Annotated in this window: 14 protein-coding genes; all 14 read right to left on the minus strand. The window is 37.7% G+C overall.

Annotated features, from left to right (window positions below):
• Positions 1-49: 49 nt before the first annotated feature.
• The 14 genes from LCF45_RS18805 to trmFO all read right to left on the minus strand — a co-directional run bounded on the left by LCF45_RS18805 (position 50) and on the right by trmFO (position 14,477).
• On the minus strand, positions 50-1,750 hold the full coding sequence (locus LCF45_RS18805) for a proline--tRNA ligase (RefSeq protein ID WP_002137931.1): 1,701 nt from the start codon (positions 1,748-1,750) through the stop codon (positions 50-52).
• A 109-nt stretch (positions 1,751-1,859) separates the two neighbouring features.
• A complete protein-coding gene (gene rseP, locus LCF45_RS18810; RefSeq protein ID WP_002088169.1) occupies positions 1,860-3,116 on the minus strand; it encodes an RIP metalloprotease RseP in 1,257 nt (418 codons plus the stop codon).
• A 17-nt stretch (positions 3,117-3,133) separates the two neighbouring features.
• On the minus strand, positions 3,134-4,276 hold the full coding sequence (dxr, locus tag LCF45_RS18815; RefSeq protein ID WP_002014547.1) for a 1-deoxy-D-xylulose-5-phosphate reductoisomerase: 1,143 nt from the start codon (positions 4,274-4,276) through the stop codon (positions 3,134-3,136).
• A 23-nt stretch (positions 4,277-4,299) separates the two neighbouring features.
• Complete coding sequence (gene cdsA / locus LCF45_RS18820) at positions 4,300-5,091, minus strand: phosphatidate cytidylyltransferase (protein WP_002088171.1); 792 nt, start codon at positions 5,089-5,091, stop codon at positions 4,300-4,302.
• Between the two features lie 17 nt (positions 5,092-5,108).
• Positions 5,109-5,885, minus strand: coding sequence for an undecaprenyl pyrophosphate synthase (gene uppS / locus LCF45_RS18825; protein WP_033731196.1), 777 nt, complete (start codon positions 5,883-5,885; stop codon positions 5,109-5,111).
• 85 nt (positions 5,886-5,970) lie between these two features.
• The gene (frr, locus tag LCF45_RS18830; protein WP_000531506.1) at positions 5,971-6,528 is read right to left on the minus strand and encodes a ribosome recycling factor; all 558 of its coding nucleotides are present in this window, start codon (positions 6,526-6,528) and stop codon (positions 5,971-5,973) included.
• Positions 6,529-6,531: 3 nt separating this feature from the next.
• Entirely contained in the window at positions 6,532-7,254 is a 723-nt protein-coding gene (gene pyrH, locus LCF45_RS18835; protein WP_002014544.1) for a UMP kinase, read from the minus strand.
• Positions 7,255-7,320: 66 nt separating this feature from the next.
• The gene (gene tsf / locus LCF45_RS18840; protein ID WP_002088177.1) at positions 7,321-8,208 is read right to left on the minus strand and encodes a translation elongation factor Ts; all 888 of its coding nucleotides are present in this window, start codon (positions 8,206-8,208) and stop codon (positions 7,321-7,323) included.
• Between the two features lie 82 nt (positions 8,209-8,290).
• A complete protein-coding gene (rpsB, locus tag LCF45_RS18845) occupies positions 8,291-8,992 on the minus strand; it encodes a 30S ribosomal protein S2 (protein ID WP_002185070.1) in 702 nt (233 codons plus the stop codon).
• Between the two features lie 353 nt (positions 8,993-9,345).
• Positions 9,346-10,125 (minus strand): GTP-sensing pleiotropic transcriptional regulator CodY, encoded by a 780-nt coding sequence (codY, locus tag LCF45_RS18850; protein WP_002014541.1) that lies wholly within the window; start codon positions 10,123-10,125, stop codon positions 9,346-9,348.
• Between the two features lie 77 nt (positions 10,126-10,202).
• Complete coding sequence (gene hslU, locus LCF45_RS18855; protein WP_002014539.1) at positions 10,203-11,594, minus strand: ATP-dependent protease ATPase subunit HslU; 1,392 nt, start codon at positions 11,592-11,594, stop codon at positions 10,203-10,205.
• A gap of 22 nt (positions 11,595-11,616) precedes the next feature.
• Complete coding sequence (hslV, locus tag LCF45_RS18860; RefSeq protein WP_002014538.1) at positions 11,617-12,159, minus strand: ATP-dependent protease proteolytic subunit HslV; 543 nt, start codon at positions 12,157-12,159, stop codon at positions 11,617-11,619.
• A gap of 42 nt (positions 12,160-12,201) precedes the next feature.
• Positions 12,202-13,101 (minus strand): tyrosine recombinase XerC, encoded by a 900-nt coding sequence (xerC, locus tag LCF45_RS18865; protein WP_078175468.1) that lies wholly within the window; start codon positions 13,099-13,101, stop codon positions 12,202-12,204.
• A gap of 71 nt (positions 13,102-13,172) precedes the next feature.
• On the minus strand, positions 13,173-14,477 hold the full coding sequence (trmFO, locus tag LCF45_RS18870) for an FADH(2)-oxidizing methylenetetrahydrofolate--tRNA-(uracil(54)-C(5))-methyltransferase TrmFO (RefSeq protein WP_002066796.1): 1,305 nt from the start codon (positions 14,475-14,477) through the stop codon (positions 13,173-13,175).
• Between the last annotated feature and the right edge of the window lie 15 nt (positions 14,478-14,492).

The raw sequence follows: 14,492 nt of genomic DNA on the forward strand, positions 1-14,492 counted from the left end.
AATACGTTTACAAAGAAAGAGAAGGTACCTCATTACGAGGTACCTCTTCTTATTTTAAAATATTAGCAATATATGTTTGAAGTTCTTCTACTTTCACTTCTTCAGACTCGCCTGTAGCACGTACTTTCACTTCTACAATACCTTCATCTGCTTTTTTACCAACTGTAACACGAACTGGAAGGCCGAATAAATCTGCATCTGCAAATTTAACACCTGCACGTTCTGCACGATCATCTAGTAATACTTCGTATCCTTGCTCTTGTAATGAGTTATAGATATTTCCACCCATTTCACGTTGTGCATCAGATTTCATATTTACTGGAATTACATGCACATGGAACGGTGCAACAGATTTTGGCCAAACTAAACCATTCTCATCATTAAACTGCTCTGCAATTGCTGCCACTGTACGAGATACACCGATACCGTAACAACCCATAATAAGTGGTTTTGTTTTTCCGTTTTCATCTAGGAACGTTGCGTTCATTGCTTCACTATAACGGGTTCCTAATTTGAATACATGACCAACTTCAATTCCACGTGCGAAAAGAATTGTTCCATTTCCATCTGGAGATTGGTCTCCTTCTTGGATGAAGCGTAAATCTGTATATTGATTTACTTTAAAGTCACGTTCTGGATTTACATTTACATAATGGAATCCTTCTTCGTTCGCTCCTGAACATCCGTTGACAATTGATGCTACAGCATGGTCAGCGATAATTTCGATATCCCCTGTAACACCAATCGGTCCTAAAGAACCCACTTCACAGTTTAATAACTCTTTTATTTCTTCATGTGAAGCAAGCTCAACGACTGAAGCTCCGTATACATTCTTCACTTTTACATCATTGACTTCATGATCGCCACGAACAAGTACTACTACTAATTTCGCATCTACTTTAAACACCATAGATTTAATGCATTTTTCCGCTGCGATATTTAAGAATGCAGATACTTCTTCAATAGCTTTTTGATCTGGAGTTGCTACTTTTTCAAGTGCTTTTTCGGCTTCATCACTCTTCGTATACGTAGCAACAACAGGAGCCATTTCAATATTTGCCGCATAATCAGATGTATCAGAATACGCAATTGTATCTTCACCTACATCAGATAACACCATAAATTCGTGTGTATCTTTTCCACCCATTGCTCCAGAATCAGCGATAACTGCACGGAAATTCAAACCACAACGAGCAAAGATATTAGAATACGCTTTGTATAAACCGCTATATACTTCATCCAAACTTTCTTGTGTTGCATGGAAAGAATACGCATCTTTCATTAAAAATTCTCTTCCGCGTAATAAACCGAAACGTGGTCTTTGCTCATCACGGAATTTTGTTTGAATTTGATATAATGTTAATGGTAGTTTTTTGTATGATTTAATTTCATCACGTACAAGATCTGTAATTACTTCCTCATGAGTTGCCCCTAGCGCAAACTCGCGAGCATTACGATCTTTCATACGCATTAATTCTGATCCGTAAGAATACCAACGACCTGATTCTTGCCATAATTCAGAAGCTTGCATAGCTGGCATTAATAGTTCTACTGCCCCTGCGCGCTCCATTTCTTCACGAACAATACGTTCTACTTTGTGTAACACTTTTAAACCAAATGGTAGAAAACTATAAATACCAGAAGCATTTTGACGCATAAACCCTGCGCGAAGTAATAATTGATGACTCTTAATTTCAGCATCTGCTGGAACTTCACGTAATGTAGGACTGAATACCATACTTTGTTTCATTTATTCGCACCTCTTCATTTTACTCTTACACGCAATAAAACCCCTCACCTCGAGTTAGGTGAGGGATTTTATTCTATGAGCTCTATTTCATTATAAACTTCTTCTTATTTTACAAGAAAAACTTACGGATGTCATTCCATGTTACAACTAACATAAGCAACATTAATAATGCAAACCCAATAAAGTGAACCATTCCTTCTTTTTGACGATCAATTGGTTTTCCTCGTAATGCTTCAATTAAGAAGAAGAACAAACGTCCACCGTCTAAAGCTGGGACTGGTAATAAATTAAATAAACCAAGGTTAATACTTAAAACTGCCGCTAAACTTAGTACACGCGTAAATCCATAATCTACAACTTGATCTGTTAGATTATAAATTCCTACTGGACCTGACAACTCATTAATAGAAAATTGACCCGTTACTAATTTCACAAGAGAATCAAAAATTAGTTTCGTCCATTCGTATGTTTGTTCAAACCCTGATTTAATAGAACCCATCACTGTTTTCTCTACAGGAGAATAAACACCAATTCTACCAACTTCGTCTTTTCCTTCTTTATCAAGCGTTGGTGTTACTTTCACATTAAATTGCTCACTATCACGCTTTACATGTAACGTAATTTCTTTATTTGGGTTTTCACGTACAATCGTTACAACATCTTTCCATGTACTAGTGTTCTTCCCATTGATTGCTTGAATCGTATCGTTTTCTTTTAATCCAGCTTGTTCTGCAGCACTATTCTCCATTACTTTTCCGACCATTGGTTTGTCAACAGGAACTCCTTGTACAAATCCAAGAATCACAAAAATAACAAATGCTAGAATAAAGTTCATTGCAGGACCTGCAAAGATTGTTAGAGCACGTTGGCCCAATTTTTTAGAGCCAAATTGTCTATTGTACGGAGCGATTTGAATTTCTTCTCCCGCAGAAATGATACGAGCTTTTTCATTTACTCGGAATGTTTGCAGCTCTTCCTCGTACTCTTCATAACCCAAAATTGTAAGATTATGCTCTAAATCAGCTTGTTCGACTTCAATGACACGAACATTTGGATATTTTTCATGTCCGTCAAAAACTAATTTCACAACTTCGTCTTTTTCATTTAATACAAGTCCAACCTTTTTTCCAGGTTTTAACTCAACTGTGTCCGCATCCTCGCCAGCCATTCTTACATAGCCACCAAGGGGCAGTAATCGAATCGTATACACCGTTTCATTCTTTTCAAATGAGAATATTTTCGGACCAAAACCAATCGCGAACTCGCGGCACAAAATACCTGCTCTTTTTGCGAAATATAGATGCCCTAGCTCATGGAAAAATACGAGTGCACCGAAAATTAATATAAAGGCAATCGCTGTATTCAATTCCATAACCACCTTTGCTAAATTTGTTCCATCACAAACCGTCTTGTGGCTGCGTCAATTTCCTGAATTTCCTCTAAGCTCGGACGTGCAATGACAGTGTGATGGTGCATTGCTTTTTCAATGAGGTCTTCCACTGTTAAGAAACCAATTCTCTTTTGTAAAAAAGCTTCAACAGCTACTTCATTTGCCGCGTTCATTACAGCCGGCATACTTCCACCTGTCTTTCCAGCTTCATACGCAAAACGTAGACAACGGAAACGCTCTTGATTCATTTTCTCAAAATGCAATGTTCCCATTTCCCATAAATTTAACTGTTTCGTGTCTGAAAGAGGCAATCTATCAGGATATGTAAGCGCGTATTGAATCGGTACTCGCATATCAGGTGAGCCAAGCTGTGCCATTACACTACGATCTTCAAATTCAACCATAGAATGAATAATACTTTCTTTATGTAGAACAACATCGATTTGCTCATAAGGGATACCAAAAAGCCAGTGTGCTTCAATTACTTCTAGCCCCTTATTCATCATTGTAGCAGAATCAATTGTAATTTTCGAACCCATTGACCAGTTTGGATGACGAAGTGCATCTTCTACGGTCACTTGATGCAATTCATCTCTCGTTTTATCACGAAAACTTCCGCCTGAAGCAGTTATAATTAAGCGAGAGATTCTTTTTTCATTTTCACCATTCAAGCATTGAAAAATAGCTGAATGTTCACTGTCTACTGGAAGTAACGATACATTATGTTTTCGTGCTGCTTCCATTACAAGATGCCCTGCAGTTACTAACGTTTCTTTATTTGCAATTCCAATTGTTTTTTTCGCCTCAATTGCGCGGAGTGTCGGTAACAACCCTACGCTACCTACAACAGCATTCACTACAATTTCTGTATCTGGGTGCAGCGCTACTTCTAATAAGCCTTCGCTACCATATACTACTTTTGTATTACCAGAAACAGCTTGTAATTTTAAAACATCTTCCTCTCTTTGCACAGAGACAATTTGCGGGGAAAATTCTTGAATTACCTTTACTGCATAATCAACATTTTTCCCTACAGAAAAAGCAACGAGACGGAATTGGTCTGGGTGCGAGCGTAACACATCTAATGTTTGTGTACCGATTGATCCGCTTGCACCTAGTAAACTAATGTTTTTCATGACTCCAACCCCTCGTTCATTTATTAATTGTATTGTAATAAGAAGTATAGAATTGGTAACACAAATAACCAACTATCTGTTCGATCTAAAATACCACCATGTCCAGGTAAAATTGTACCTGAATCCTTTACACCATAATGGCGTTTAAATGCAGATTGCACTAAATCACCAATTTGTCCAAAAATAGAAATGATAATCGTCAGAACGATTAAAACTCCTACATTCGCTTCAACTGGGAAGAACATATTGTAAACAAGTGCAACAACAATTCCACAAACAATACCGCCTAATGAACCTTCAATCGTTTTATTCGGACTAATTTCTGGCCATAATTTTCTTTTTCCAAATGCTTTTCCTATGAAATATGCACCTGAATCAGTTGCCCATATGACAAATAGTGCACAGAACACATATTTGATTCCTAATATTCTCGTTTCATTTAAATATAAGAATCCCATTCCAACATATGTCGTTGCCATAAGTAAAAATGAAGCATTGTCAAAAGTAAATGTATTCTTAGAAAGGACTGTATATGATAAAAGTAATAAAACAATCACAAATGTGATTTCTAATTTACCTAACCCAATCCACGTAAACAGTTCTGATGCACTACTCGGAATTAAAATAATCCACAATAATACTGCAGCTAAAACTGTTGGTACCGAAATAAGCGTAAGCTTGTTCATACGAATTAATTCATATAAACCTATAGAAGCAAGTGCATACACTAAAACTGTAAAAGGCACGCCACCGTAAATTACGATGGGAATGAATAGCGCGGCAGCAATCACTCCAGTAATAATTCTCTGTTTCACTACCAAACCCTCTCTTTCTACACGCCTCCGAATCTGCGCCCTCTATGTTGAAAGTCTGTAATCGCATTTAGCAAATGTTCCTCGGTAAAATCTGGCCAATACACATCTGTAAACCAAAATTCCGAATAAGCAATTTGCCATAACATGAAATTACTAATACGTAGCTCTCCGCTTGTACGGATTAACAACTCTGGATCAGGTAAAGAACTCGTCATTAAGTAAGAAGAAATCTTTTCTTCACTTATTTCTTCCGAACGAATTTTTCCTTCCTCACTATCTTTCATCATATGTTGCACAGCAGAAACGATTTCATCTCGACTTCCATAGTTTAACGCGAAATTAAGAATTAATCCCGTATTCTCTTTCGTATCTTCCATGGCTTTTTCCATCGCTCTGCGCGTATGCGTAGGAAGACGATCTTTTTGCCCTATTACTCGGACTTGTACGTTTTCTTCAATCAACTCTGGTAAAAATGTACCTAAAAATTCTTCTGGAAGCTTCATCAAATAATCAACTTCTTTTTTCGGTCTTTTCCAGTTCTCAGTCGAAAAAGCATAAAGAGTTAATACTTTCACATCAAGCTTACTTGCAAATTTTGTGATTTTCTTCACAACTTGCATACCTTCATGATGACCAGCAATGCGAGGCATGGCTCTTCTCTTTGCCCATCTTCCATTACCATCCATAATAATAGCAATATGTTCTGGGATATATCCTTTTTTCACTTTTTCAATGAGATGATCAAACGATGTGACCTTTTTACTTTTAAAAAAAGGAAACTTTTTAAACATCATTCATACCCTCCAACAAGCAGACGTATGCCTAAAAGTGTAAAAAGACCCCCTTAAGAAGAGGGTCATATTTGCGAAATTATCGCTATTACACTTCCATAATTTCTTTTTCTTTGTTTTTTGCGATTTCGTCAACTTTTGCAATATATTTATCTGTTTCTTTTTGGATATCTTCAGTATATCCTCTTAAATCATCTTCTGTAATGTCGCCAGCTTTTTCAAGCTTCTTAAGGTCATCATTACTGTCACGACGTACGTTACGAACAGCAACTTTTGCTTCCTCAGCATATTTCTTCACAACTTTTACAAGATCGCGACGACGCTCTTCTGTTAATGCAGGGAATGCAATACGAATTACAGTTCCATCATTAGAAGGGTTTAAGCCTAAATCTGCTTTTAAAATTGCTTTTTCAATATCACCGATAGAAGTTTTATCATAAGGTTGAATTACAAGCAAACGTGCTTCTGGAACTGTAATGTTCGCTAATTGCACAACTGGTGTTGGTGCACCATAGTAATCAACTTGTACCTTATCTAATACAGACGAGCTTGCACGACCAGCGCGAACTGTTGCTAATTCACGAGAATAAGCAGCAACTGCTTTTTCCATTTTTTCATTTGAAGACTTCAATACTTGTTGTCCCATAATTTATTTCCCCCTTACAACTGTTCCAATATTTTCGCCTAAAACGGCACGTTTAATGTTACCTTTTTCCATAACCGAGAATACAATTAATGAAATATCATTATCCATACATAAAGAAGAAGCTGTAGAATCCATTACACCTAAACCTGCTTTTAATACATCTAAGTAAGTAAGTGTTTCGTATTTCGTAGCTGTTGGGTCAATAGATGGATCTGCACTATATACGCCATCCACATTATTTTTCGCCATTAAAATAACGTCCGCTTCGATTTCAGCTGCACGTAATGCTGCTGTTGTATCTGTAGAGAAGTATGGGTTACCTGTACCTGCAGCAAAGATAACAACACGTTTTTTCTCTAAGTGACGAATTGCTTTACGACGAATGTAAGGCTCTGCCACTTGACGCATCTCAATTGAAGTTTGTACGCGAGTTTGAATTCCGATATTCTCTAAGCTATCTTGAAGAGCTAATGAATTCATAACTGTTGCTAACATGCCCATGTAATCTGCTCCTGCACGATCCATGCCCATTTCGCTTCCAATTTTCCCACGCCAAATGTTACCGCCACCAACAACAACTGCAACCTCTACATCAAGTTCTGCAATTTCTTTCACTTGTTCCGCAACTGACTTAATAACAGCTGGGTTAATTCCAAATCCTTGCTCGCCAGCTAAAGCTTCTCCGCTCAGCTTTAAAACGACACGATTATATTTCGGTTTACTCATAATGAACCTCCAATTGCTTACATCTTTATTTTAAAAAAGGGAACACAATGTGTTCCCTAATCTGTATTAGTTGTTACCTTTTACTTGGTTCATTACTTCTTCAGCAAAGTTGTCTTCGCGTTTTTCGATACCTTCACCAACAGCGTAGCGAACGAATCCTTTTAATGTTCCGCCTTTAGACTCAACGAATTGACGAACTTTCATGTCAGGATTCTTAACGAATGTTTGGTCAAGTAAGCAAATCTCTTCAAAGAATTTGCCAAGACGGCCTTCTACCATTTTCGCAACGATTTTTTCAGGCTTGCCTTCGTTTAAAGCTTGTTGTGTTAATACTTGACGCTCATGCTCAACTTCTTCAGCTGTTACAGCATCGCGGTCGATGTATTTAGGGTTAACTGCTGCGATGTGCATTGCTACATCTTTAGCAGCTGCTTCATCAGTAGAACCTTCAAGAACTGTTAATACACCAATACGTCCACCCATGTGTAGGTAAGCGCCGAATGCATCAGCATCAGTTTTTGATACGATTTCGAAACGACGAAGTGTAAGTTTTTCACCAATTTTAGCGATTGCTTCGTTGATGTGCTCTTCTACTGTTTTGCCGCCTTCGATTGTTTGAGCCATAGCTTCTTCAACGTTAGCAGGTTTGTTAGCTAATAAGTGAGCAGCTAATTCTTTAATTAACGCTTGGAAACCTTCGTTTTTCGCAACGAAATCAGTCTCAGAGTTTAATTCTAAGATTAAACCTTCGTTACCGTTTGTTTCGATGAAAGTTAAACCTTCAGCAGCGATGCGGTCTGCTTTTTTAGCAGCTTTCGCAATACCTTTTTCACGTAAGAAGTCAATTGCTTTCTCCATGTCGCCGTTAGTTTCTGTTAAAGCTTTTTTGCAGTCCATCATACCTGCGCCAGTTTTTTCACGAAGTTCTTTTACCATTTGTGCAGTGATTGCCATGTTTTTCATCCTCCTAAAATATGTATTTATACCTTAAAAAAGGTGATAAAAGGCCGAACCCCTTATCACCTTTCCAAATTTGTTACGCAGTAACAGTTTCTTCACCTTGTTTTGATTCAAGGATCGCGTCTGCCATTTTAGATGTAAGAAGTTTTACAGCACGAATTGCATCATCGTTTGCTGGGATAACGTGATCGATTTCGTCTGGATCACAGTTTGTATCAACGATACCGATGATTGGAATGTGTAATTTGCGCGCTTCAGCAACTGCAATACGCTCTTTACGAGGGTCTACTACGAATAATGCACTTGGAAGACCTTTCATATCTTTAATACCGCCTAAGAATTTCTCAAGACGCTCTAACTCTTTTTTAAGTTGAACAACTTCTTTCTTAGGAAGTACTTCGAAAGTACCATCTTCTTGCATTCTTTCGATATCTTTAAGACGCTTGATACGCTTTTGGATTGTTTGGAAGTTTGTTAAAGTTCCACCTAACCAACGTTGGTTAACGAAGTACATACCAGCACGAGTTGCTTCTTCTTTAATAGCTTCTTGTGCTTGTTTTTTAGTACCTACGAATAAAATGTCTCCACCTTCAGCAGCGATGTCACGCATCGTTCTGTAAGCTTCCTCAACTTTTTTCACAGTTTTTTGTAAGTCGATGATGTAGATACCGTTACGCTCTGTGAAGATGTAACGCTTCATTTTTGGGTTCCAACGACGAGTTTGATGTCCGAAATGAACACCAGCTTCAAGCAATTGTTTCATAGAAATTACTGACATAATTTAGTTCCTCCTAAATGGTTTTTTGATATCCTCCGTTTACTTCATCTCTAAGCGAAACTACGAACGTAGCACCAACACTTAAATCAGTAAACGTGTGTACTTTGTACTGACACCACTGCTTACTATATCATACTGAAATATTACAATCAAGTCGAAAATGCGAACAATGTAAAACTTTCTTTTTTTCACGCTCAAATTCTAGTATTACCAACCTTCAATTCCTTTAAGCAAGGAATTGAAGGTTAATTAATAGTTTTCTAATGAATGTTGTCATGACGCCTTACGTAAGCAAAATCATTCACTTAAAAAAACAAAAAACTCTCCTCAAGCGAGGAGAGTTTTTTTATAAATTAGTTTGTTTTTAATTTAGCAAGTTCCTGTAGAAACTTGTCGTTTAGCACTTTAATGTATGTTCCTTTCATACCTAAAGAGCGAGACTCAATAACACCAGCACTTTCTAATTTACGTAGTGCATTTACGATTACCGAACGAGTAATTCCCACGCGATCAGCAATTTTACTTGCAACAAGTAAACCTTCTGTTCCATTTAATTCTTCGAAGATATGCTCGATTGCTTCTAACTCACTGTAAGATAATGAGCTAATCGCCATTTGAACAACAGCTTTACTACGTGCTTCCTCTTCGATTTCTTCTGCTTTTTCACGTAAGATTTCCATACCTACAACAGTTGAGCTGTATTCAGCAAGAATTAAATCATCGTCTAAGAACTCTTGACCAAGACGAGCTAATACTAGTGTACCTAGACGCTCACCGCCACCAACGATTGGTACGATTGTAGTTAAACCTTGACCGAATAATTCTCTATTTTCTACCGGGAATGCTGTGTAGTCACTATCCACACCTAAATTTGAAGATGTTTCTGTAACATTGAATAAACTTTGCGTATACTCTTCTGGGAATTGACGCTCTGCAAGCATGTGCTTCATACGTTCGTTTTCGATTTGTTGGTGAATCGCATATCCTAATAATTTACCGCGACGACTTACAACGAACACGTTCGCTTCAATTACTTCACACATTGTGTCAGACATCTCTCTAAAGTTTACAGGCTTTCCTGCTGCGCTCTGTAATAACGCATTTAATTTTCTCGTTTTTGCTAATAATTCCATTTCAAAATTTCCTCCTACATGTTACTTACATATTTTTTCATCACTTGGAAACTAGGGCGAGTCACCTGATGACACTATTACAAAATAAACTGGCTCACATCTTTATTTTTAGCTATTGTCGCTAATTTTTCCTCAACATATTGAGGTGTTATCGTTATTTTCTCTAACGTAATTTCAGATGCCTCAAACGATAAATCTTCAAGGAGCTTCTCCATAACAGTATGAAGTCTTCTCGCTCCAATATTATCTGTATCCTGATTAACTTGATAAGCAATCTCAGCAATCTTACGAATAGCTTCGTCTGAAAATTCAATTTCTATACCTTCAGTCGCTAATAACGCCGTGTACTGTTTAATTAGCGCATTGTCAGGCTCGATTAATATTTTAACAAAATCATCCGCCGATAATTTTGTTAATTCTACTCGAATCGGAAATCTCCCTTGCAATTCCGGAATTAAATCCGACGGTTTAGACATATGGAACGCTCCAGCTGCAACAAATAAAATATAATCCGTTTTTACTGATCCGTATTTCGTTGCTACATTCGACCCTTCTACAATCGGTAAAATGTCACGTTGCACACCTTCACGCGATACATCTACGCTATTCGACTGCTTACCAGCAATTTTGTCAATTTCATCGATAAAAATAATCCCGAGCTGTTCAGCACGATAAACAGCCTCTTGTGTAACTTCATCCATATCAATTAAGCGCTGTGCCTCTTCATTTGTCAAGAGTTTTCTTGCTTCTTTTACAGAAAGTTTACGTTTTTTCGTTTTTTTCGGCATGATACTTCCTAGTGCATCTTGGAAATTCATTCCCATTTGCTCCATGCCAGTTCCTTGCAACATATCAAACATAGAAGACTGTTGTTCCGTCACTTCGATCGATATCACTTCATCTTCAAGAAGGCCTGCCGCAAGCTTTCTTTCCACATCTTGACGTTTCTTTTCGATTTCATCATCTTCCTGTGCATCAGATGTTTGGTTTGAATTTTGATTACCACCAAAAAGCATTTCTAATGGATTTTTAAATCCAGATTGTTTCTCCGGACTCGGCACTAAAATTTCAACAAGACGTTGATTCGCTTGCTCTTCTGCTTTATCTTGAACTTTAACTACCATTTCCTCTTTCACAATGCGAACAGACGTTTCAACAAGGTCGCGGACCATCGACTCTACATCTCGACCCACATATCCAACTTCTGTAAATTTCGTCGCTTCAACCTTAATAAAAGGTGCTCCAACGAGTTTCGCCATTCGCCGTGCTACCTCTGTTTTACCAACACCTGTCGGTCCAATCATTAAAATGTTTTTAGGTGCAATTTCATCACGTAAATTTTCAACTAATTTACTGCGACGGTATCGATTTCGTAGAGCTACAGCAACCGCTTTCTTTGCATCTTTTTGACCGATGATGTATTGATCTAATTTTTCCACAATTTGACGCGGAGTAAAATGTAAATGCATATAAAATGCCTCCCTTACGATTCTACAATTCTTCAACAATTATGTTGTGGTTCGTATAAACACAAATATCGCCTGCAATTTCTAAACTGGCCTTCGCAATTTGTTTCGCTGTTAAATGTTCACTTGCATGTTGCTTTAAAGCACGACCAGCAGCAAGTGCATAATGTCCGCCTGAACCAATTGCTAAAATACCATCATCTGGTTCAATCACTTCTCCTGTACCTGAAACAAGGAGCATCGTTGTTTTATCCATGACAATGAGCATTGCTTCTAGCTGACGTAGCATTTTATCACCACGCCATTGTTTCGCCATCTCAACTGCAGCGCGCTGCAAATTGCCATTATACTCTTCTAATTTTCCTTCAAACATTTCAAAAAGAGTAAATGCATCAGCAACTGATCCTGCAAAACCAGCTAAAACTTTCCCTTGGAAAAGTTTGCGAACTTTGCGAGCTGTATGTTTCATTACAACAGCATTCCCCATCGTTACCTGACCATCTCCAGCCATTGCACATTCTCCATTATGATGAACTGCAAATATCGTTGTAGCGTGGAAATTTCCCATAGAAAAAACTCCTTTATATGTTTTTATAGCCTTAAAAGCAATTTATGCCCGCGGGTGATGCTTCATGTACACAGAACGCAATCTTTCTTTAGAGACATGCGTATAAATTTGTGTGGTTGACAAATTCTCATGACCTAATAGCTCCTGCACAGTACGTAAATCCGCTCCTTCATCCAACATATGTGTAGCAAATGTATGCCTTAACATATGGGGACTTATCCGCATTGTAAGTGAAGCTTTCTTAATGAGTTCGTTCAAAACATAACGTACACCCTGATCTGTTAACGGCTTACCTTTCGCATTTAAAAATACCATATGAGATTGTTCTTCAGTCTTTTGAGCTAACTGTTTTCTCCCGTTCTCTATATAAGTAATTAAAGCATCTTGTGCATAGCTTCCGAACGGAATATATCTTTGTTTTTTCCCTTTTCCCATCACTAAAATTGTTCCCACTGCAAAGTCAATGTCGGTAAGTTGCAAATTAACGCATTCGCTTACACGAATCCCAGTTGCATACATCAACTCTAATAAAGCTTGATTCCTTTGACCTAATGGTGCCCCTGTATCAGAAACTTCAAACAATTCCTCTAACTCTTCAGCATATAAAAACTTTGGGATTGACAATTCTTTCTTGGGAAGTGACGCAAGTGCAAACGGATTATCTTTTTGATAACCTTCACGCATCAAAAAACGATATAAACTTCGTAAGCTTGATACTTTCCTTGCGACAGATTTACGGGCTAACTTCTGATCGTGCAACGTCGTCAAGTATAAACGAACATCCGCGTATGTAACATCTAAAAAAGAGGATATGCCTTCTCGCTCCATAAATTGCACAAAATGTTCTAAATCATTTTGATAACTTGCAATTGTATATTTTGAATAATTTCTTTCAATTTGTAAATATCCAACGAATAATTGTAACAATTTCTTCACATTCACATCCATATAATTCACCTCAATAAAGGCTACTAAATCGTATCACAACTTAGTAGCCTTTGCAAGAAATTTAATTAAATATTTACAAAATTTTGAATTGTTTCCAAAGCGCGTGTAGCATATGCTTCATTTCGCTCTTGTTTCTTTTTAATTTTCTTCTCTAACGGTGTAAATAAACCGAAGTTTGCATTCATTGGCTGGAAGTTTTTCGCATTTGTCGCAGTAATATAATTTGCCATACTTCCCATTGCAGTTACAGGTGGTAATACAACTGGCTCTTCACCTTGTACAAGTCGAGCAGCGTTAATACCCGCTAATAATCCTGATGCTGCTGATTCAACATAACCCTCTACACCAGTCATTTGACCAGCGAAGAATAAATCATCACGTTGTTTATATTGATATGTTGGACGAAGCAAATTAGGCGAATTAATAAACGTATTACGATGCATTACACCATAACGTACAATCTCTGCGTTTTCTAGTCCTGGAATTAGCTGTAACACTTCTTTTTGTGGCCCCCACTTTAAATGTGTTTGGAAGCCTACAATATTGTATAATGTTCCTGCTGCATCATCTTGACGTAACTGAACAACCGCATACGGTGTTTTCCCTGTTTTCGGATCTTCTAACCCAACAGGCTTCATCGGCCCAAATACTAACGTCTGTCTTCCTCTACTTGCCATAACTTCTACTGGCATACAACCTTCAAAGAAAATTTCTTTTTCAAATTCTTTTAAAGGCACTGTCTCAGCAGCAATTAAAGCCTCATAAAAACGATCAAACTCTTCTTCTGTCATTGGACAGTTTAAATATGCCGCTTCACCTTTATCATAACGGGATTTTAAATATACTTTATTCATGTCAATGCTGTCTTTCTCAACGATTGGCGCGGCAGCATCATAGAAATAAAAATAATCTTCACCTGTTAGTTTTTTTAATTGTGCAGAAAGATCAGGAGACGTAAGTGGACCTGTCGCAATAACAGTTGGTCCCTCTGGAATTTCAGTGATTTCCTCATTCATTACAGTTACGTTCGGATGATTTTTCACATATTCAGTCACTTTCGCCGCGAATTCATGACGGTCTACAGCTAAAGCACCTCCTGCTGGTACAGAGCACTCATCGGCTGCACGAATAATGACAGAATCCATTAGACGCATTTCTTCTTTAATAACACCAACAGCATTTGTTAATGTGTTTGCGCGAAGTGAGTTACTACATACTAATTCAGCAAATTTATCTGTATGATGAGCTGGTGTTTGCCTTACTGGTCTCATTTCATATAATTTTACTTGGACACCACGCTTTGCAATTTGGTAAGCTGCTTCGCTTCCTGCAAGACCTGCGCCAATGACGTTTACTACTTGTGTTGTCATATATATCACCTTTCC

The sequence above is a fragment of the Bacillus sp. 41-22 genome (assembly GCF_025809295.1).
GTDB classification, from domain to species: domain Bacteria; phylum Bacillota; class Bacilli; order Bacillales; family Bacillaceae_G; genus Bacillus_A; species Bacillus_A mycoides.

Bases quoted from the DNA above. Each gene is read 5' to 3' on its own strand.
- LCF45_RS18805 (WP_002137931.1), bottom strand. From the start codon at position 1,750: ATGAAACAAAGTATGGTATTCAGTCCTACATTACGTGAAGTTCCAGCA.
- uppS (WP_033731196.1), bottom strand. From the start codon at position 5,885: ATGATGTTTAAAAAGTTTCCTTTTTTTAAAAGTAAAAAGGTCACATCG.
- codY (WP_002014541.1), bottom strand. From the start codon at position 10,125: ATGGAATTATTAGCAAAAACGAGAAAATTAAATGCGTTATTACAGAGC.
- hslV (WP_002014538.1), bottom strand. From the start codon at position 12,159: ATGGGAAATTTCCACGCTACAACGATATTTGCAGTTCATCATAATGGA.
- frr (WP_000531506.1), bottom strand. From the start codon at position 6,528: ATGGGACAACAAGTATTGAAGTCTTCAAATGAAAAAATGGAAAAAGCA.
- dxr (WP_002014547.1), bottom strand. From the start codon at position 4,276: ATGAAAAACATTAGTTTACTAGGTGCAAGCGGATCAATCGGTACACAA.
- rpsB (WP_002185070.1), bottom strand. From the start codon at position 8,992: ATGTCAGTAATTTCTATGAAACAATTGCTTGAAGCTGGTGTTCATTTC.
- hslU (WP_002014539.1), bottom strand. From the start codon at position 11,594: ATGCATTTACATTTTACTCCGCGTCAAATTGTGGAAAAATTAGATCAA.
- trmFO (WP_002066796.1), bottom strand. From the start codon at position 14,477: ATGACAACACAAGTAGTAAACGTCATTGGCGCAGGTCTTGCAGGAAGC.
- pyrH (WP_002014544.1), bottom strand. From the start codon at position 7,254: ATGAGTAAACCGAAATATAATCGTGTCGTTTTAAAGCTGAGCGGAGAA.
- tsf (WP_002088177.1), bottom strand. From the start codon at position 8,208: ATGGCAATCACTGCACAAATGGTAAAAGAACTTCGTGAAAAAACTGGC.